The 19,529-nt window shown below is 40.1% G+C and carries 18 protein-coding genes and 1 pseudogene; 17 read left to right on the top strand and 2 right to left on the bottom strand.

Annotation, left to right across the window (positions count from 1 at the left end; genetic code table 11):
- The first annotated feature begins 6 nt into the window (after window positions 1-6).
- The 3 genes from MHB64_RS19735 to MHB64_RS19725 are packed head-to-tail and all read left to right on the top strand — an operon-like array spanning window position 7 to window position 3,039.
- Window positions 7-774, top strand: coding sequence for an ABC transporter ATP-binding protein (locus MHB64_RS19735; protein ID WP_341135206.1), 768 nt, complete (start codon window positions 7-9; stop codon window positions 772-774).
- Window positions 761-2,680 (top strand): ABC transporter permease, encoded by a 1,920-nt coding sequence (locus MHB64_RS19730; protein WP_341135205.1) that lies wholly within the window; start codon window positions 761-763, stop codon window positions 2,678-2,680. Before MHB64_RS19735 ends, MHB64_RS19730 begins: the two co-directional genes overlap by 14 nt.
- A 5-nt stretch (window positions 2,681-2,685) precedes the next feature.
- The gene (locus MHB64_RS19725) at window positions 2,686-3,039 is read left to right on the top strand and encodes a YxeA family protein (RefSeq protein ID WP_094869328.1); all 354 of its coding nucleotides are present in this window, start codon (window positions 2,686-2,688) and stop codon (window positions 3,037-3,039) included.
- A gap of 82 nt (window positions 3,040-3,121) precedes the next feature.
- On the opposite strand, the gene MHB64_RS19720 is transcribed toward MHB64_RS19725, so the two are convergent.
- Window positions 3,122-4,513: a sensor histidine kinase gene (locus MHB64_RS19720; RefSeq protein ID WP_341135204.1), complete on the bottom strand. Its 1,392-nt coding sequence runs from the start codon at window positions 4,511-4,513 to the stop codon at window positions 3,122-3,124.
- Window positions 4,514-4,519: 6 nt separating this feature from the next.
- Window positions 4,520-5,221, bottom strand: coding sequence for a response regulator transcription factor (locus MHB64_RS19715; protein WP_341135203.1), 702 nt, complete (start codon window positions 5,219-5,221; stop codon window positions 4,520-4,522).
- 88 nt (window positions 5,222-5,309) lie between these two features.
- Here MHB64_RS19715 and MHB64_RS19710 point away from each other — a divergent pair, with 88 nt between their 5' ends.
- The 14 genes and pseudogenes from MHB64_RS19710 to MHB64_RS19640 all read left to right on the top strand — a co-directional run bounded on the left by MHB64_RS19710 (window position 5,310) and on the right by MHB64_RS19640 (window position 19,438).
- A complete protein-coding gene (locus MHB64_RS19710; RefSeq protein WP_341135202.1) occupies window positions 5,310-5,576 on the top strand; it encodes a hypothetical protein in 267 nt (88 codons plus the stop codon).
- 165 nt (window positions 5,577-5,741) lie between these two features.
- Entirely contained in the window at window positions 5,742-5,957 is a 216-nt protein-coding gene (locus MHB64_RS19705; protein WP_341135201.1) for a hypothetical protein, read from the top strand.
- Window positions 5,958-6,080: 123 nt separating this feature from the next.
- Window positions 6,081-6,623, top strand: a pseudogene (locus tag MHB64_RS33920) (hypothetical protein); the annotation flags it as partial.
- A gap of 305 nt (window positions 6,624-6,928) precedes the next feature.
- Entirely contained in the window at window positions 6,929-7,792 is an 864-nt protein-coding gene (locus MHB64_RS19690) for a MurR/RpiR family transcriptional regulator (RefSeq protein ID WP_094869335.1), read from the top strand.
- A gap of 573 nt (window positions 7,793-8,365) precedes the next feature.
- A complete protein-coding gene (murQ, locus tag MHB64_RS19685; protein WP_036688725.1) occupies window positions 8,366-9,271 on the top strand; it encodes an N-acetylmuramic acid 6-phosphate etherase in 906 nt (301 codons plus the stop codon).
- A 57-nt stretch (window positions 9,272-9,328) separates the two neighbouring features.
- A complete protein-coding gene (locus tag MHB64_RS19680; protein WP_341135199.1) occupies window positions 9,329-10,783 on the top strand; it encodes an ABC transporter substrate-binding protein in 1,455 nt (484 codons plus the stop codon).
- A 104-nt stretch (window positions 10,784-10,887) separates the two neighbouring features.
- Window positions 10,888-11,790 carry a carbohydrate ABC transporter permease gene (locus tag MHB64_RS19675; protein WP_042189608.1) on the top strand — a complete coding sequence of 301 codons (903 nt, stop codon included), beginning with the start codon at window positions 10,888-10,890 and terminating at the stop codon, window positions 11,788-11,790.
- Between the two features lie 18 nt (window positions 11,791-11,808).
- Window positions 11,809-12,669: a carbohydrate ABC transporter permease gene (locus MHB64_RS19670; protein ID WP_042129105.1), complete on the top strand. Its 861-nt coding sequence runs from the start codon at window positions 11,809-11,811 to the stop codon at window positions 12,667-12,669.
- The gene (locus MHB64_RS19665; protein WP_341135198.1) at window positions 12,669-13,889 is read left to right on the top strand and encodes an anhydro-N-acetylmuramic acid kinase; all 1,221 of its coding nucleotides are present in this window, start codon (window positions 12,669-12,671) and stop codon (window positions 13,887-13,889) included. The genes MHB64_RS19670 and MHB64_RS19665 overlap by 1 nt, the downstream gene beginning before the upstream one ends.
- A complete protein-coding gene (locus MHB64_RS19660; RefSeq protein WP_341135197.1) occupies window positions 13,890-14,861 on the top strand; it encodes a GNAT family N-acetyltransferase in 972 nt (323 codons plus the stop codon). It abuts the gene before it with no gap.
- Between the two features lie 2 nt (window positions 14,862-14,863).
- Window positions 14,864-15,571, top strand: coding sequence for a PIG-L deacetylase family protein (locus MHB64_RS19655; RefSeq protein ID WP_341135196.1), 708 nt, complete (start codon window positions 14,864-14,866; stop codon window positions 15,569-15,571).
- 98 nt (window positions 15,572-15,669) lie between these two features.
- Window positions 15,670-16,812 carry an exo-beta-N-acetylmuramidase NamZ family protein gene (locus MHB64_RS19650; protein ID WP_341135195.1) on the top strand — a complete coding sequence of 381 codons (1,143 nt, stop codon included), beginning with the start codon at window positions 15,670-15,672 and terminating at the stop codon, window positions 16,810-16,812.
- Window positions 16,813-16,829: 17 nt separating this feature from the next.
- The gene (locus MHB64_RS19645; protein ID WP_341135194.1) at window positions 16,830-18,392 is read left to right on the top strand and encodes a glycoside hydrolase family 3 protein; all 1,563 of its coding nucleotides are present in this window, start codon (window positions 16,830-16,832) and stop codon (window positions 18,390-18,392) included.
- A 128-nt stretch (window positions 18,393-18,520) separates the two neighbouring features.
- On the top strand, window positions 18,521-19,438 hold the full coding sequence (locus MHB64_RS19640) for an N-acetylglucosamine kinase (protein WP_341135193.1): 918 nt from the start codon (window positions 18,521-18,523) through the stop codon (window positions 19,436-19,438).
- Window positions 19,439-19,529 lie beyond the last annotated feature (91 nt).

Below are 19,529 nucleotides of genomic sequence, written 5' to 3'. Positions count from 1 at the left end.
AAATGAATGGAACCATTATTAAAAGTTGAAAAAATAAAAAAAGTATACGGGAAGTTAAACGCTGCTTATACAGCGTTAGAAGATGTGTCTTTTGACATTCATGCAGGTGAGTTTGTAGGGATTATGGGCCCTTCCGGAGCGGGGAAATCAACCTTGTTAAATTTGTTAGCTACTATAGATTCTCCAACTGAAGGCAAGATTTATATGAAGAACAAGAGTATTCATGATATGAAGGAAGCCGCTTTAGCAGACTTCCGACGTGATCATCTCGGCTTCATCTTCCAAGACTACAATTTACTCGATTCCTTGACTGTAAAGGAAAATATATTGCTTCCCTTGGCGATTGCTAAAGTTCCAGCAAAGGAAATTAATCATCTCGTGACTCAGATCTCTAAAGTATTTGGGATTGAAGATTTACTGGCAAAATATCCTTATCAAATTTCTGGGGGTCAAAAACAAAGAACCGCTGCGGCTAGAGCGCTTGTGACAGAGCCTGCGCTAATTTTGGCTGATGAGCCAACAGGTGCGCTTGACTCCAAATCAGCAACCGGTTTATTGGAAAGCTTAAGTACGCTAAATGAAAATAACCATTCGACCATTATGATGGTGACCCATGATGCATTTGCCGCAAGCTTCTGCCGCCGGATTATTTTCATCAAGGATGGTTCCTTTTCAACAGAAATATATCGTCAGGATCAAACACGCAAAGCCTTCTTCCAACAGATCTTAGATGTTCATGCAGCCATTGGGGGTGAGGTAGATGACGTTATTTAGTCTAGCCAGAAGAAATATAGCACGAAACTTTTCTCAATATTTTTTATACATTGCTTCGATGGTGTTTAGTATCATCATTTACTTTACATTTGTGACCTTGAAATATAGTGACACGATAGCAGAACAGACGGCTTCATCCCAAAAACTAGGATCACTAATGAGTGGAGCCGCAGTCATTCTCTTCTTTTTCGTGGTCATATTTATAGTGTATTCCAATTCGTTTTTTATGAAAAAACGTAAAAAAGAAGTGGCATTGTATGCGCTGCTTGGTGTTCGTAATCGTCAGATAGGCTTTATGCTCTTTTTTGAAAATCTATTATTAGGATTATTCTCTTTAGTAGTAGGGATTGTACTTGGGTTCCTTTGTTCAAAAGGGTTTATGACGATTTTGATTCATTTAATGGGATATAACGTTATAGCACCCTTTACATTTTCAGCGGCGGCAGCAAAGAACACTGCTATCGTATTTCTGATTATTTTCTTAGTCACATCCTTTCAAGGCTATCGCTTGATTTATCAATTTAAACTGATTGATTTATTTCATGCTTCAAAAAAGGGAGAAGTGGCGCCCAAATCATCGATGATCGTTGCTGTACTTGGAATATTGCTAATTGTCTTAGGGTATTGGCTCGCGATGCAGGATTTATTCACTTCTAACGTATGGGCTCAAATTGGTTTTCTTATGACGGTATTCATTATTTTAACAACGGTTATTATGGGTACTTTTTTATTGTTCCACAGTGTGACTGGATTTGTGTTAGCGATGATTAAGAAAAATGAAAAGTGGCTGTGGAAAGGCCTTCATGTAATGACTATTTCACAGCTGCTCTACCGTATCCGTGGGAATGCCCGAACATTAACTGTGATTGCGGTGTTAAGTGCTACGACAGTAACTGCCGGTGGAGCGGTATATAGTCTTTATTACAATACGAATGACTCGGCGAAAACGATTAATCCGAATACCTTTATGTATCAATCAACAGATTCAGAAATGGATAGGCAAGTGAGTGCTGTGCTATCAGATACAAAATACGATAAAAAATTTGAAGCACTATCCATTACGTTTCATACGAAAGAGTTAAACTCACCATCCACATTCGATAGCTCTGATAAAAGAGAATATACAGTTATCGATGAAAAAACCTACAACCAATTAGCGAGTGTACAACATAAAGAAAAATTAAATGTAAATGATGGCTACGCGGTTATTTTAGATATCGGATATGACAAAAGATTCTCACCTATATATACAGGAAAAACTATAACAACAGGCAACGGCCATCCACTCACATTCCAAAGCTTTAACACGCAAACCGTATTGAATGTAGGTACAGCAGGTATAACCGTAGTAGTCTCAGATGATCAGTATGAAATATTGCAAAATGATGGGAAAGTGCAGCACTATCGTGTCCTCGGGGTAGATCATGCCTCAGTAGATTTATCTCAAAAAATTGCAAATCAATTACCAGAAGAAGCGCTATTTTCAAGTGGTCCGCAAGATTACCAAACAAGCTTGGAAGGTGTCGGCTCTCTACTGTTTATCGGAAGTTTTCTGGGTCTCGTATTTCTGGCTGCAACAGGCAGTATCATTTACTTTAAGGTATTAACTGAGGCAGAAGAAGATAAATCTCAGTACAATATGCTGCATAAAATGGGTGTCAATGCAAAAGAAATGCGAAAATCCATTGCGTCACAGGTATTCATTATCTTTGTAGTACCGCTCACAGTTGGGTTATTGCACAGTGTAGTAGCTTTAAAAGCCTTCTCTAGTCTAATGATGATGGACTTAGCAAAACCTGTGTTGCTCTGGATGATTGCTTATACCGTAATTTACGGATTGTATTATTTGTTAACCGTAGCTTCTTACAATCGTATTATCACACTAAATAATAGAACAGAAGGATGATTGAGATGAAAAAATTTCTAATTACTATTGGTATTTTGTTTGTTATAGGAGCTGCAGGTGTCTTTGCTCTAGCTAAATTTGACTTCAATCGCTTTAATGCCGATAATTACTATTTACAAATAACAAAGGATGGGGAAGCCCATGAATATAAACTGAACGATGGTACAGTGATGACTTCCTATTCGTATACACTGGAGGCTACAAATGCCAAAGGTGAAACCATTCCACTCCAATTTAATGCACAAAAAAATCTTCGCAAAGGAGCTTACTTGAAAATGTATGTAAAAAAAGGTGATCAAGTATCCTCATTCGATGAAGTGAAATTAGAGGATATTCCGCTAAAGGCACTAAAAAACTAATAGATTGAAGAACGGCTGTCTCCAATAAAGTAAGTGGAGTACAGCCCTTTTTTCTGCCTAATGAGTAAGTAAGGCAATTGTATTATAAAAGTATGGTAATGGTGGTTCCGGTATTTTCAACGCTCGTCAAATCGAGTTTCCCCTCATGAGCCCAAATAATGTCTCTTGCTATGGCCATGCCTAACCCAGTTCCATGTGTGCTTGTAGTATTTGTACCCCGATAGTAGCGCTCAAATACCTGTTCCAGATCTTTAGACGGAATACCCTGGCCATTATCAGAAATTGTAATTTGGGTATGCGGATGAATGGTTTCCACTCGAATCTTCACCACGACATTTTCATCGTTATGCACCAGCGCGTTGTAGATAAAGTTAAGGATCGCTCGTTTTAGTAACTTTTTATCTACTTTATATACGGCTGTAACCTCATTTGCCTCAAACTCTATTTGCCGTTCACCAAAGGTAGGGTCATTTAAAAGTTCAATCGTCATTTCTCGTAGAAACTGAACGAGATTTACTTCTTCAAATTGCAGGGATAGCTGGTGATTACGCAAACGCGTCGTTAAATTGAGGTCATCTAACAAATCTTTCATATACATCGATTTACTCTTGATAATTGCTGTGTAGTCCTGTAATTCTTGTGCTGTTAAATCTGTGGCACTGTCGTTTATAAATTCTGCATACCCTTGAATAGAAGCGAGTGGTGTTTTCATGTCATGTGAAACATTACTAATCCATTCCTCACGCATTTGGTCGAGATGCTTACGTTCCTCTTCATGTCGATCGAGCTTTTCAGATAGCTCATTCATATTACGAAACACATCTTCATACACACCTTTGGGAGTAGGCATTTTCTTAAAACGTCGTTCCCTGAGCTGTTGAATACCTTCTATCAATGTATGAAGTGGTGCAGTTAACTTTTTCCCAAATAAAAATCCAATGATAATTACAATAAGAACATCAACGATAAGAAAAATGGAGAGAAAAATATTAACATCTTTGAAAATTTTAGCGTAGTCATAGGTCATTACATAGCGGCCTATTTTCGGATTTTGAATCCCTAAAAAGTAGCTGAAATTTTGGGCTGTGCTGACAAAAACAGTCGTGCTTGCATCTAATTCTTTATACTTATACATTTGTACGATTTCAATAGGAGAATACGCTGTTTGCAATTCTTCAGGGGCATAAAAGGCTGCTACTTGCTCCCCTTGGTCATTCAAAAATTGTACCCAGGCGCTCATTTCCTGTAGTTTTTTGAGGCCATCTTCGTTGACAACGGGTCTGCCGGATTGTAGTTCTACATATTGTGAAAAGGTCCGGCTAAAGGTTTCTGCAGATGCTTCTTCAGTGCCGAAATTATTGTTTTTTAGCTGTAAAAAGAATATAAAAAGGAATAAAATCGCATTTACTATACCAACGATCACAACAATAGTCATGACCGATCTTAAAAAACGGAGTGTCAATTTCCATTTCAACTTATCTCACCCCTTGGTATGTAATTTATAACCTAACCCTTTAACCGTTAATATAAAGGCGGGCTTTGAAGGGTCAGCCTCAATTTTTTCGCGTAAGCGGCGAATATGTACCATCACTGTATTATCGGAACCAAAAAAATCTTCACCCCATACCTGTTCAAACAAGGTTTCTTTACTTATGATCTGATTCGGATGATGCATGAAACAGCTCATTAAACCGACTTCTTTGGCGGTAAGCACAAGGGGTTCGCCATTCTTTTTTAATTCTGTCTCGTTGGCACTAAGCTCAAAGGGGCCAACTTGCAAACTTTTCGGAGCCTTTTTTTCCTCTGTAAAGCCAGCTCTTCTCAGCTGTGCTTTTACCCGATAAGCGACTTCTTTTGGACTAAACGGTTTAGTGATATAATCATCGCCACCTATCGCCAGTCCTAACAGCTTATTAATTTCCTCATCCTTTGCAGACATAAATAAGATCGGTGCATTTGATGTTTCCCGAATTTTTCTGCATAAGTCATATCCTTCTCCATCTGGCAGCATAATATCAAGCAAGATAAGTTCAGGATTATACTCCTGAAACTTGCCCCATCCTTCTGCAACTGTCCCGGCCGTTACAACGTCTGCAATACCTTCTTTATGTAAAACTGCCTTCATCAGACGAGCTAAATCATCTTCATCGTCTATGATTAATACCCATTTATGACTTGCCATTTGTTTCCCTCCAAATCCGTCTTTATGTACATTATTACATTATAAAGGACTCTTTATTTCTTGCGCAAAAAAATCGCAAAAGAAAGGCTTGCATGAAGATGGATATTACTTAAACGAACATAGCAAAGCAATATTCGGTGATTTATTAAAATTCATTCTAGATATACCCAAATCAGGTAAGGAGGAGAAATTGTTTCGCCCCCTGCCTTCCATGGCATTGATCTGCACTGTATATGGCCCTTTGAAGATGTTCGCTAAAATGATGGAAGAAAGTGAGTTACTGTATTGGCTTGAGCTCGAAGAAGAACTTACAGACAGCTTTTGGAATGCCATTAGATTGCAGGGAGTCTGCTGATTTTCCGACTAAGGAGCATTAGGTTCCTTTGTCACTACGTTCAGAATGAAAGTTCATTCCGAGAAATGAAAGGAAGGTATTAAGTGAAAAAGATAAGGGACTGGAGAACCTACTTTTTTACTGTGGATTATTCTTACAATCGTCGCCTTGATAACGATGCCGAATATGGAAAAGCTGGTGCAGGAGAATGGACAAATAAAGATACCTGATACTGCACAAAGCGCTCTGGCAAATATGATGTTAAAAACCATGAATGAGAGTAACAAAGAAACATTTGATATCATTGCGGTATTTAACAGCGGCAGCAATAAGGCCCTAACCGATACAAAAAAGTATTCTATTGCCTCAGTCATCAAGGCATTGCAGGATAAGAAATCCTAGCTTGGAATCACCGAAATGACTACACACCTAGATGGCAAGGAGTTGGAGAAGCAGTTAGTGAATAATTTGGTACAAAGCAAACCAGAGCTGGCAAACGACCCTAATGTTCAGCAAACTTTGGCAATAGCGGAAAAAACCGCTGTGCTGCAATCAGGCGTGACTCAAATTAATGATGGACAAAAGCAATTGCTGGGTGTTCTGAATGACCTGCAGAACCAGATGGGGAAGCTGGAATCTGGTCTATCTACTAGTAGTGAAGGTCTTGATAAAGTAAGCGGTGGTTTGAAAGATGCGCAAAAATTCTTAAGCGATTTTAGCAAATCCAAGACAACGGAAAGATTCTACATTCCGCAAAAAATTCCTGATGATGCGGTATAACGAGCTTGAAGGGGATGTTGGATCAAGAATTGAGTGGCATCACGTTATATGGTTGGTGTAGTATTGTCTGCTGCCTTTATTCTAGGAGGTACCTGCGCCGCGTTGATTCCTTCGGGCGTAATGACACTTATACAGGTAGCATTCGTATTAATCATTGCACTATTATTACTAAGTGTAGCGGCCATGCCGGTGTTCTTGACTGCATTAAAGCAGCTTGCTAGCAAATTAAATGGTTCAAGCAACGGTGCTACACCAAAGAATGCAGTTGACAAATCGAGTCATATTTAGACGGCAGTAAAATTTAAAAATACATGCGTTATACGTATGCTGAGAACAATAGAAAGAATCTTCGGGGACCTTTGTGGTCCCTTGTTTCACCATATCAGAAAGTATATAATTATCGACTATACCTTACAACTTTATTACGCTATAATCAACGTAAAGTCACCAGATGACCTAAGAGTAGGATAATTTTAATAGATTAATTAATATTAGCTTTTAATATGCCAAAGCGTATTTTGTTATTGAAATAGGTTGTTTATATTGTTTATGATATTATTTAAGGTGTTAATTAAATCTAGAGTAGGTAGATTATGAGTCTAAATGACAACGTATTAATTAAAATTCGTGAGATGCGAGAGAGTTTTACACCAGTTGAACGATTGGTCGGAGATTACATTTTAGAAAATACGGAAGAGATCCCTCATTTGTCGATTAAGGAATTGGCTCAATCGAGTAAGACAAGCGATGCATCTGTCCTTCGTTTCTGTAAGACGATGGGTTACAGCGGATACCGCAATTTTATTGTGAGTATATCGGCATCTTTGGGTTCTCGTGATGAGGATTCAAAGGCTCAATATACAGATATTCAGCCAGGTGATGATCTCTCGACAATTATATCAAATATTTCATTGAATAATTGCAAGTCCATTGAGGATACGCTTAGTGTTATTGATCGAAAAGAAATTACAAGAGCTGTAGAATTACTATGTCATAGTAAGCGAATTGTTTTCTTTGGAATAGGTGCTTCGGGACTCGTTTGTATGGACGGGGAACAGAAGTTCTCGCGAATTAATAAGATGTGTCATGCCTATACAGATGGTCATAGTCAGCTCACGGCAGCAACTTTACTTGAGAAAGAGGATGTTGCCATTTTCATTTCTAACTCTGGAGCAACTAGTGATATTATTGATGCACTGGAAATTGCCCAAAAGAATAGAGCGAAATGTATTGCGATTACGAAGTACAATAAAAGTGAGCTTGCGGAGCGGGCGGATATTGTACTGAGCATATCCACACCTGAAATAACAATCCGCAGTGGGGCTATGGGCTCGCGTATTGCGATGCTTACGATCATCGACATATTATTTGCTGGTGTCGCAAGTGCAGAATATGAAGAAGTAAAAACCTACTTAACAAAAACGCATAATATATTAAAGAAAAAACTTAGAAATTAGGTTCTGATAGAATGAATGTGGAGGAAAGCATTGATCATGGATCAATGCTTTCTTTTTTTTGTATTTCATTCACTTATTCGTGTACTAAAATGTACTACTTATCAATCCATGTCAGATTATCTACATGATGAATACGTTGATCTAATGAATATAATAAGTAGTTTAATTCAATAATTAATAGCTTGGCACACAATTATGAGGAAGAAAATGAATGGAATCGAAGACGAAACATCATCTGGTTGAACACGGATGATGTAACTTTATGTTTCGTTTGGAGCGATAATCAGCAAATAATACATTTTTTAAAATCGCTTTAACCTTAGAGCCATAGCGATCAAACCAATTGGTAAGAATTTAAATTGCATCTTGTAAGCGCTTTATAAATGTGGTATAACATAGTATGTAAGGAATGAAATAAAACATCAGAATTTAATTTCTTTATGAAATTATATTTCAAAATCTATTGACGAAGCGATGGTGTTGTATTAGTATAAGAACATAATAATTGTAAGTTAATCTAACGCGTTTTGTTAATTAAATGACAGATTAAGGCTGGGAAGAAGGAGGATGGCTATGAATGACTACCTTGCGGGATTGACAACAGAGGCTGTGAATCCAGACACATTAATGATTGATGAATGTACTACGGAAGAAATGATCCAGTTAATGAATCAACAAGATGCACTGGTCCCCAGAGCTATAGCTGAGGAGATTCCGCAGATTGCAAAGGCGGTAGATATTCTACATCATAGGTTGTCTAATGGTGGAAGAATGTTTTACATAGGAGCTGGCTCATCAGGAAGATTAGGTGTTCTGGATGCTTCCGAATGTCCTCCTACCTTTGGTACAGATCCTTCCTTGGTGCAGGGCTATATTGCTGGTGGTGATATTGCTTTGCGTACTGCGGTTGAAGGCTGTGAAGACGATATGGATGAAGGGATCGCATTAATCGAAAGCATTGGTGTAACAAACAAAGATGTACTTATTGGGATTTCGGCAAGCGGTAGTGCAAACTACGTTATTGCAGCTTTAGCGAAAGCAAAGGAACTTGGAGCAGCCACTATCGGTGTTTGTAACAACAGAGGCTCAAAGTTCGAACCCATTGTAGATGTTTGTATAACACCTGTTGTAGGACCGGAGGTCATTAGCGGTTCGACTCGATTAAAGGCAGGAACTGCTCAGAAGTTGGTGCTTAATATGCTGACAACATGCACAATGGTCAAGTTAGGAAAAACGTACAACAACTTGATGGTTGATCTGAAGGCTAGTAATTTTAAGCTCGTAGATCGCTCGATTCGTATCATCATGAACACGACAGGTGTAGATACATCAACCGCCGCAGAAACACTTGAAAAAGCATCTATGAACTGTAAGCTGGCAATTATGATGATTAAATCGGGGTTAGATGCAAAAGAAGCAGAACAAGTACTTAATGCAAACGGAGGACGCTTGAAACAGGCAATCGCATCATTGGTTTAGGTGTGAAAAGTGGAATAACAGGATGGATGCTATTAATAATTGAGGAGGCTGTTTTCGATGAAAAAAAGATCACGTGGATTAACTCTGTTTTTGTCAGGAATCATGATGGTATCACTATTATCGGCTTGCGGAGGAAACGGAAATAACGCTCCAGCTTCTACAGATTCCGGTAACTCAGGAAGCAGTAACGGTGGTTCTGAGACCAAAAAAGATACGATTACAGCACTTTTACCTCCAGTATCAGCGAACTATCAAGCACGTTTTACTGATATGGAAAAAGAATTTAATACACTTCATCCTAACTTGACTCTGAAAATTGAACCAGCGAGCTGGGAAGATATGACGCAAAAACTTGATACTCAAGTAAATGCAGGTTCTCCTCCAGATATTGCTTGGATCGGTGCAGCTGGACTTTCAAAATATGCAGCACTTAATGTACTAATCGACCTTAACAATGTCCTTTCTGACGAAGTTAAAGCAGATTATGACGAAGTTCCAATGAAATATTTCCAACTAGGTGATGCTCAATATGGTCTACCGGCGTACATGGAAATCCACACCATCGGTGGTAACAAACAATTCCTTGAAGAAGCCGGAATTGATTGGAAAAGCATTCAACAAAACGGTTGGACTTATGATGAGTTCCGCGATGCGATCTCTAAAGGTGTAGTGAAGAATGATAAAGGTGAAACTACTCGTTATGGTTTCGTGTTCGCAACGTCTGGTGTAGCATCTAAAGATTACCTAGCTATTCTTGCTAAAACTGCAGGTCTACCAGATTACTTCGATAAGGACCTTAAATACACGTATACAAGCAATAAATTCCTAGGTCTACTGTCATCTATTCGTCAAATGATCGACGATGGTTCTATGCCTAAAGAGCTAAGCTCTATCGATGCTGGTAAACGGTGGAACATGTTCCTAACGGGTCAAACGATGATCACTGGTAAAGGTTTATCTGCATTTGAAAACTCTGCTCGTCTAAACAATGAGAAGATTAAAGCGAACGATGGTTCAGCTGTTGCGGATTCTATCGAAGTTGATTACATTTCACTGCCAGTGCCAACATTCAACGGTGCTGATTATATCCCTACTTCAATCGTTGATGGTTATATCGCACTTCGTGGTAAAAAAGCTCCTTCTGAAGAGCATATCAAAAATATTGCCCTAGCGATGAACTTCTTGTCTTCGGGTTCAATTGCTGCTAACTACAGTAATGAATTGTTCTTAACACCAATTACTGAATCTGCACGTAATGCAGAAGTACTTGAAAAATTCCCTCGTAACGAAGATAACGTTGCTGCAGGTAAAGCTATGATGGCAAAAGCGCTTCCGGCTCGTACAGATATTCCTACTGATCTAGCTGCTGAAGCCATCAAAATTGAAACAGAAGTTATTATTCCTAAACTACAAGCATTACTTGCAAATGAGATTTCTCCACAACAAATGTATGATGCAGTGAAATCAGCTGCAATTAAATCCTTCGGTGAAGATGGCGTTGTAGTTGACTAGTCTGTTATGAATTAGCATGTGAAAGCTGTGCGTAGCTAGAACGTACAGCTTTCCTTCTAAATGAGCTAGAGCTTGTACTGTTTTTAGAAGAGAGGTGCGACCCAATGAATCAAACGTTAACTAAAAGAAAAAAATTGAAGCTCGAAAGTGACTCAGGTTGGGGATACGCGTTTATCGCAGTAGCACTTATTGCGTTTTCTTTATTTACCGCATATCCAGTCATCAATGCTTTTATTATCAGCTTACAAAAATATGGTCCATTAGGATCCACTTTTGTCGGCATGGATAACTTCGTTAACTCGTTTTCAGATGAACTTTTCTGGAAAGCGCTGAAAAACACGTTAGTATATACGCTATTAACGGTTCCATTTAATATTCTTCTATCATTTTTAATTTCAATTTTGATTATTCCTTTCAAGAAAAAAACACAAACGATCTTTAAAGCACTATATTACTTGCCGGCCGTAGCATCTGGTGTAGCGCTTTCTGTTGTGTGGCTGTGGATCTTCGATCCGTTAAAATCAGGTATTGCCAATAAGCTCGTGAGTTTTTTAGGTATTGAAAATCAAAACTGGCTTGGTTCCAGTGCAACTGCAATGTTCTCACTTGTGTTAATGTCATGGTTATCAAGTCATGGTACAGCAATTATTATTTATATAGCCGCATTACTCGCTATTGATAACAGCTATTATGAAGCAGCTGAAATTGATGGCGCGTCTTTCCTGCAAAAGCTTTGGTTTATCGTTGTCCCTTTCCTTAAGCCAACAACGCTATTCCTACTTGTTACTGGTGTTATCGGTTCCTTCCAAGTATTCCAAAACGCTTATCTTATGACAGGCGGTGGACCAGACCATGCAACAACAATGGTAGGTTTGTTAATCTTTAACAATGCGTTCACATATTTTGAGTTTGGTGAGGCAGCGGCACAATCATTAGTACTAGCAGCGATTATCGGATTTATATCATTCCTTCAATTCAAGTTTTTAGGTAAAGATGTAGAATACTAGGAAAAGGAGCAGAATACTATGGGTTTGTACAACAACAGCTTAAGAAGCAAAGGGTATCTGTTCATACGTAATGGCGCAAACATTACGTTCCTTATCCTTTTTGCCGCAGCTACCATATTCCCGATATACTTTATGGTCATCTCCTCGTTCGGTGATCCGGTAGAAGCTGGTGCAATGAGCTATTCTATCTTACCATCGAAGATTTCATTTGATTCCTATAAATTCTTCTTTAACTTCAGCCCACATACATGGGACTGGTTATTGAACTCCTTTATAGTGGCAGCGTGTATTACGGTATCTAACGTATTTTTTGCTACACTCGCTGGATATGCTTTTGCAAAAATGAAATTTAAAGGAAAAAACATTTTGTTCGCTATTTTGCTGGGATCTATGATGATTCCTGTTCAAGTCACTCAGGTTCCACTATATATTTTGATCGTAAATATTTTTGAATTACAAAATACGTACACGGCGTTGATTATGCCGAGCATAGTAACGGTATACAACATCTTCTTGGTTAAGCAGTTCATGTCCTCCATTCCAGTTGAAATTATTGAATCAGCTAAAATCGAAGGTTGTTCCCAGCCTAAAATCTTCTGGTATATCATTATGCCTTTATCTAAAACAATTATGGCAGTACTAGCAATCCTAACGTTCATGGCGGCATGGAATGACTTTTTCTGGCCTTTCCTAGTAACGAATACAATGGATATGCAAACCATTCAGGTTGGCTTGAAAAACTTTCGCTTTGCGAATACAACTTACTTTGCACCGATGATGGCGGGGGCAACCATTTCAGCAGTGCCAATGTTTATTTTGTTCTTCAGTTTACAAAAATACTTCCTTGAAGGGGTAACAGTTGGAGCGGTGAAAGGTTAATGGACAAACAATCAAAAGTTGATGCAACATACTTAGTTGGCTTGATGTCCGGTACATCAGTAGATGGTATTGATGCAGCAGTAGTTAAGCTTTTCCCATCAGCCGAAAAAGAGCATGGAGTAGAGATTGAATTACTGGCTTTTGAAAACACACCTTTTGAGGTGCAAGTTAGAAACTCCATATTTGAGCTTTTTGATCCCGCTAGCGCTACGATTGATAAGGTTGGCGCAATGAATATGTGGCTTGGCGAATTATACGCCCAAGCCACATTATCCGTTATAGGGAAATGCGGCCTTTCGCCTTCGCAAATATTCGCAGTAGGATCGCATGGTCAAACAATCTATCATGCTCCGGATGAGAATGTTATGGGCGGCTATAATCTGCATTGTACCGTTCAGATTGGGGATGGTGCGGTTATCGCCAATCGCACAGGAATTCCTTGCGTATCAGACTTTCGAGTTGCTGACATGGCAATGGGTGGACAAGGAGCTCCGTTAGTACCATTTACCGAATACTTATTGTTTAACAATCCGAAGAAAACACTTCTGATGCAAAATATTGGCGGAATAGGCAATGTGACTGTTTTGCCTGTAAATGCCTCACCAGATGAGGTATTTGCTTTTGATACGGGTCCTGGAAATATGATTATCGATGGCCTTGTATCGCAATTATTTGCACCAATGACCATGGATGTTGATGGCGAAATTGGTGCGGGCGGTCAAGTGATTGATGAGCTATTGAAATGGATGCAGCAGGATAAATATTATAGGATGCCGTTACCAAAATCGACAGGCAGAGAACGGTTTGGCCAACAATACGTGGCACAAATTATTGAAATGATGAAGGTTAATCACTGGAAAGCAGAAGATGTTGTTGCAACAGCTACGTACTTAACTGCCTGGAGCATCGTCGATAGCTATGAACGGTATATTGCACCGCAGCACCAGGCTGAGCAATTGTTAATTGGCGGCGGTGGAAGCTATAACAAGACACTTTTGCGTAATTTACAGCACTTATTTGCACCGCATAACGTGCAGGTGCTGACGCAGGAGGATATCGGTGGTAATAGTGATGCTAAGGAAGCAATTGCTTTTGCTCTGCTTGCGTATTACACGATGGAGCGCTTACCAAACAATATCCCGCTAGTAACTGGAGCTTCACAGCCAGTAGTAATGGGCAAAATTTCCTGGCCCTATATTGGACGTTCACAGGAGGCTTAAATGGTGCAAATCAGAACCTTTTCAATTGAAGATCACTCTGCAGTTGTAGAACTTTGGAATCGTGAGGCTACAAAATATGATTATAAGCCATTTACAGAGCGAGAGTTTCAAGATACATTCATCGACCATCCTTATTTTGACGCTGACTGTATATGGGTAGGCTGTGACGAAAAAGGGATTGTTGGTTTTGCAGCTGGCTGCTGCGGTGACGATCTCCCTCTTGGAGATGTGGCCGGTTATATTACGAGTGTTATTATAGATACCCATGTGGCTTCTCTGGAGCTTTACGATGCTTTTCTATTGCGTTTAGAAAAAAGATTCCAAGAACTTGGGAAAAGACAAGCGGATGTATTGTTTTTCAACCCTGTTAAGCTGAAGTGGAGTATTCCAAGTGCACCTCAGCATGAGCATAATAATGCCCCGGGCATCAGTAAGGACCTGCCATTATATGAAGCTTTAATGGCTAGAGGCTACGAAGATCGAGCGACGCAATGCGGCATGTATTTAAAACTAGGAAGCTTTATAGTTCCAGAAGATATTTTAGATAAGGAAACCCATGCAAATAGCAAGGACTATTACATTACGTCCTATGTCCCTGATTTACATACTGGGCTTGAAGCAACACTTGCTGCCCTGCAAAATCCGCAGTGGAAGAAGGATGTTGTTACTTATGTGAAGGTTGGCGCACCACTTGTAATAGCTGTGTACGGCAACGAGGTTGTGGGCTTTGCAGGTCCAATTATTTCGCAGCCTGATGGAAGAGCATTTTTTTGCGGTATCGGAGTGCACCCAGAGCATGAGGGTCATGGCCTTGGCAGTGTATTATTTTTCAGAATGGTTGAAGCTTTTCAAAATGTGGGCTGTCAGTATATCTCTCTATTCACTGGAAATAATAATCCGGCTCTTCGAATCTATCAAAAAGCAGGCTTTACTATTGAAAAACAATTTTCTATATTGCGGAGGGAACTTTAAAGATGAGCGAAAAATTCACAGTATTAGCAATTGGAGCGCATGTTGGTGATGTGGAGCTAGCTTCTGGTGGTGTGCTCGCTAGTCATAGTTTAAAGGGAGATCGCATTGTGACATTAGCGTTAACTGCGGGTGAACGAGGGGTCCCGGCAGGACAGGATATGAAGGAATATCGTAAGCAAAAAGTGAAAGAGGCACAGGTTTTTGCGGATATGCTAGGCGGTGAAGCCATTGTATTCGATGATTATTGTGACGGAGAGTTGCCTGACAATCAAGAAATTCGTATGGAGGTTTGTGATGTAATTCGTCGTGTGAAGCCTAACATTATTATTACACACTGGAAAAACAGTATGCATAAGGACCATGCGCTAACACATCATATCGTAAATGATGCCCGTTTCTTCGCAAGTCTATCATCCTTTGAACGAGCGCTCCCCGCGCACTTTGCAGCAAGATTATATTACTCCGAAAACTGGGAGGATGCGGTTGATTATGTCCCTTACGTATATGTGGATTTCGATCAAGCGGCATTTGATCTATGGATAGATGCTTTAAGCAAGCATTGGTTTGTGACGAATAGCAAATCTTTCAAATACATGGATTACTACAAAGCACTAGCAGTTGTTCGCGGCTGTGAAGCAAGAAAGACATATGCAGAAGCATTTATGGTACCTGCTGAAACGGTGAAGGTTAGGCAGTCTAGTCTTTGGTAACTATTCAACTAGCTAAGAGGGAGTGTTTCTATGTATAGCAGGAAACATTCCCTTGTTCTATTCATTTATGCTAAAAAGCAGCTAGGAGGCAGCTTCATATGGTGTTAAATGGGATTGATTCTATAACGAATTATCGTTATTTGTTCGAAGGTAAGCGCGTAGGATTGATTACAGCGCCGACAGGTCTTACGAAGGATTTTGCATCAACGATTACTATATTACATGAAAATTTTAATCTTGCTGCGATGTTTTCACCTGAGCATGGCGTTCGCGGAGATTTGGATGCAGGGGCAGTAGTAGACACTTACATGGATCCTTTTACGAATGTTCCAGTCTATAGCTTGTATCGTAAAGACTCCAAGCGTTTAACAAAAGAAATGCTGAATGAAGTAGACATCATTGTATACGATATTCAAGATGTTGGTGTACGTTATTACACATTTATTTATACGATGCTGTATGCACTTGAAGATTGTGCAAATGCAGGTGTAGAATTTGTTGTTCTTGATCGTGTTAATCCGCTTAACGGGGTAACGGTAGAAGGGAATGTCTTGAAGCCCGGCTTCAAATCATTTGTTGGAAATTACGAGCTAGCCGTGCGATACGGCTTAACAGCAGGTGAGGTAGCAACGATGGCAAATGATCAAATGAATTGGAAAGCATCGCTGCATGTCGTTCGTTTGGAAGGCTGGGAACGGAGCATGTCCTTTCCGGATACAGGATTAACCTGGGTTCATCCTTCACTTGGAATACCACGATATGAAACGGCGTTATTATATACAGGAACATGTTTATTTGAAGGCACAAACTGCTCCGAAGGACGTGGAACAACGTTCCCTTTTGAAATGATTGGTGCTCCGTTCATTCAAGCGCAGCAATTGGCAGATGAGATGAATGCAAAAGGTATCCCGGGCGTGCTTTTTCGTCCAGTTCATTTCAAGCCAACGTCATCTAAACATTGTGGCGAGCTATGCGGCGGGGTACAAATTTACATTACAGATATCCAAGTACTGAGGCCTTTAGAAGTTGGGGTAACCTTATTATTTACGATAAGAGATTTGTACGAGCAATTTTCATTCCTGCCTCCTGTGAAGGAGGGCTCTCGTCCATTTATCGATTTGCTGGGGGGAGACAACATGTATCGTACGGAAAATATGCAAGCTAAGCAGCTGCTTGAACAGTTTGCAGCGGAAAGCAAGCAATTTGCAGAAATAACACAGCAGTATCATTTATATCGCTAGAGGAAGGTGAGTAATTGATGAGAATAATAGAACATATGAGCTTGCGCGAAAAGATTGGACAAATGTTCGTAACAGGCTTCCCTTCAACCGAGATCACTCCTGAGCTGAAGGAAGTTATTGAGCATTATAAAGTCGGCAATATTATTTTATTCTCACATAATATCGACAATAAATATCAATTAGGCGAGCTTGTTACTGAGCTGCAGCAATGGTACACGACACATACTGGTATCCCGGGTTTTATTACGATCGACCAAGAAGGCGGTCGAGTCACTCGTATGCCTAAAGACGCGACCAATGTTGCTGGAGCCATGGCAATTGCTTCTTCAGGACGACCTGAAAATGCGTATGCAGCAGGCAGAATGACTGCCAGAGAATTGAAAGCATTAGGTATTAATTTTAATCTAGCTCCAGTTATGGACGTTAACAATAATGCATTGAATCCAGTCATAAATGTTCGTTCATATGGTGATTCTGTTGCATCAGTATCCCAGTATGGAATTCAAATGATGAAGGGATTGCTCGATGGAGGCGTCATGTCCTCACTTAAGCATTTTCCAGGTCATGGTGATACAAATGTCGATTCACATATTGGCTTGCCTACCATTGAAAAAACACTTGAGGAATTAGAGCAGCTTGAGCTGCTGCCGTTTAAGGCCGCAATTGAGCAAGGTGCTCAAGCGATTATGAGTGCACATATTTTATTTCCGAAAATTGAAAAATCCGGTGTGCCCGGAACTATGTCTCATATCATTATTACAGAGATATTAAAAGGAAAATTAGGATATAAAGGGTTAGTTGTATCGGATTGTTTAGAAATGGACGCGATCAAACGATACTATGGTACAGCAAAAGGAGCGTTAGGAGCTGTTAAAGCAGGTATTGATTTGGTATTCATTAGTCATACTCCTGAGACAGTGAAGGAAGCGATTCATTTGATCGAAGAAGCTGTAGCCACCGGTGATTTGGATGAAGCGCTAATTGATGCAGCTGTTACAAAAATTTTAGCTTATAAAGCACAATATGCGACGATTGAGGAGCTAGATTATGAACTAGTTGGCTGCGATGTACATCGCCGAGCAAATGAGCTAATGCGTACGGAAACGATCTGCCTCATTAAAGGTGAGCTCCAGCCCATTCATACCGGTGACGAGCAAGTGTTATTTATGGGTTCCTATTCCTACCGTACCGATCTTGCGTCCAGCAGCTTGAATCAAGCTCTTAGCTTTCCGCAATATATGGGGGAGCATTTTAATACAGCTTATGAGATTATCGACATTGACCCGAGCGAGGAGCAAATCAACGCTGCGCTGCCAAAGGTACAAGGCTACAAGCATATTGTTATCGGCTTGTTCAATGCGCGTGAAAACAAAGGTCAGCTTGCGCTTGTGCAGAAGCTGCTGGCTGCAGGCTGCAAAGTAACGGCCATTACATTAGGTCGCCCGTATGATTTACCGTTAATCGAAGGCGAGTTCTGCGGAATTGCGGCATTTGAGTATACACTTGATGCATTCAAATCACTCCTTCCAATTCTAAATGGTGAGGTTGTACCCACCGCCAAGATTACGATACAGATGTAGACAAGCATAAAAGCCTTCGGCGTCCTTTCATGGACGGCAAGCGTTTCTGCGAGAAAAATAAGGATAATATATCGCGTGAAACATATAAATTCTTATCTTTGAAAAAAGTACAACAAGGGGACATAGGTATGGCATTTATCGTTGGAATTGATGGGGGTGGCACGAAAACAGCTGTCACCATTACGCATGACCAGGAAGACTCTTTATTCACCTTTACTGTAGGGCCTATTAATTATAACGGTGGTGATGCTGATGCGATTGCCGCCTCCTTTGAAGAAATTTTTAGTCAAACGAAGCTCTACTGCGGTAATTTACAAGAAGTTGCTCATATATGTATAGGTGCGGCAGGAATAAGTAATCCGATGGTCATCCATTTGTTGGAGCAGCATGTGAGAAATAACGGTTATATCGGGCCATTAACGATTACAGGCGATCAAGAAACCGCATTATACGGGGCACAAAATGCGATGCAAGGCATCATTCTCATTGCCGGTACAGGATCGATTTGCTTTGGGGTCAATGAAAAAGGAGAGCAGCATCGCACAGGAGGCTTTGGTCATCTGATTGATGACGAAGGAAGCGGTTATAGCATTGGACGCGATCTATTATCCGTATTAGTTCAAGTGGAGGACGGAAGAATAACCGATACGATCATCCCGGCGATGGTATATGAGCAGCTTGGATTAAGCACTGTGAAAGAGATTATTGGCTTTGTTTATGATAAAAATACGACGAAAAAAGATATTGCGCAGCTCGCACCGATTATGACGACCGCATGCAAGAAGGGCGATGCACATGCAATAGCGTTAGCGGAGAAATGTGCAGCCAATTTATATGAGCTTGTTGTGCCTGTTATTGAACGGCTTAAGCTATATGAAAGTCCGATTGCGATTGCAGGAAGTGTGCTGCAAAAGTCTCGCTTTGTGAAAGAAGCCTTGGAGCGAAAGCTCGCACAGAGCTACCCGCAAACAAAGCTGATTTTGCCGATTAAGGATGCAGCCTACGGTGCTGTCCTGTTAGGAAGATCAAAAATGAACAACAACTAGTTTTTGTTGCTATGGAAAAATAAGGGTGTGTCATAAGTCCGGGCAGTTGGACTTGCGACACACCCTTATTTTAAAATGGTAAGAATCAAAA

The sequence above is a fragment of the Paenibacillus sp. FSL K6-2859 genome, assembly GCF_038008265.1.
Taxonomy (GTDB): domain Bacteria; phylum Bacillota; class Bacilli; order Paenibacillales; family Paenibacillaceae; genus Paenibacillus_AQ; species Paenibacillus_AQ nitricinens.
This window is presented reverse-complemented; position numbering and strand designations above follow the sequence as displayed.

What these genes read in the sequence shown, in the direction of transcription:
- MHB64_RS19735 (WP_341135206.1), top strand. Translation starts at nt 7, where the DNA reads ATGGAACCATTATTAAAAGTTGAAAAAATAAAAAAAGTATACGGGAAG.
- MHB64_RS19730 (WP_341135205.1), top strand. Translation starts at nt 761, where the DNA reads ATGACGTTATTTAGTCTAGCCAGAAGAAATATAGCACGAAACTTTTCT.
- MHB64_RS19725 (WP_094869328.1), top strand. Translation starts at nt 2,686, where the DNA reads ATGAAAAAATTTCTAATTACTATTGGTATTTTGTTTGTTATAGGAGCT.
- MHB64_RS19715 (WP_341135203.1), bottom strand. Translation starts at nt 5,221, where the DNA reads ATGGCAAGTCATAAATGGGTATTAATCATAGACGATGAAGATGATTTA.
- MHB64_RS19705 (WP_341135201.1), top strand. Translation starts at nt 5,742, where the DNA reads ATGGAAAAGCTGGTGCAGGAGAATGGACAAATAAAGATACCTGATACT.
- MHB64_RS19690 (WP_094869335.1), top strand. Translation starts at nt 6,929, where the DNA reads ATGAGTCTAAATGACAACGTATTAATTAAAATTCGTGAGATGCGAGAG.
- murQ (WP_036688725.1), top strand. Translation starts at nt 8,366, where the DNA reads ATGAATGACTACCTTGCGGGATTGACAACAGAGGCTGTGAATCCAGAC.
- MHB64_RS19680 (WP_341135199.1), top strand. Translation starts at nt 9,329, where the DNA reads ATGAAAAAAAGATCACGTGGATTAACTCTGTTTTTGTCAGGAATCATG.
- MHB64_RS19675 (WP_042189608.1), top strand. Translation starts at nt 10,888, where the DNA reads ATGAATCAAACGTTAACTAAAAGAAAAAAATTGAAGCTCGAAAGTGAC.
- MHB64_RS19670 (WP_042129105.1), top strand. Translation starts at nt 11,809, where the DNA reads ATGGGTTTGTACAACAACAGCTTAAGAAGCAAAGGGTATCTGTTCATA.
- MHB64_RS19665 (WP_341135198.1), top strand. Translation starts at nt 12,669, where the DNA reads ATGGACAAACAATCAAAAGTTGATGCAACATACTTAGTTGGCTTGATG.
- MHB64_RS19660 (WP_341135197.1), top strand. Translation starts at nt 13,890, where the DNA reads ATGGTGCAAATCAGAACCTTTTCAATTGAAGATCACTCTGCAGTTGTA.
- MHB64_RS19655 (WP_341135196.1), top strand. Translation starts at nt 14,864, where the DNA reads ATGAGCGAAAAATTCACAGTATTAGCAATTGGAGCGCATGTTGGTGAT.
- MHB64_RS19650 (WP_341135195.1), top strand. Translation starts at nt 15,670, where the DNA reads ATGGTGTTAAATGGGATTGATTCTATAACGAATTATCGTTATTTGTTC.
- MHB64_RS19645 (WP_341135194.1), top strand. Translation starts at nt 16,830, where the DNA reads ATGAGAATAATAGAACATATGAGCTTGCGCGAAAAGATTGGACAAATG.
- MHB64_RS19640 (WP_341135193.1), top strand. Translation starts at nt 18,521, where the DNA reads ATGGCATTTATCGTTGGAATTGATGGGGGTGGCACGAAAACAGCTGTC.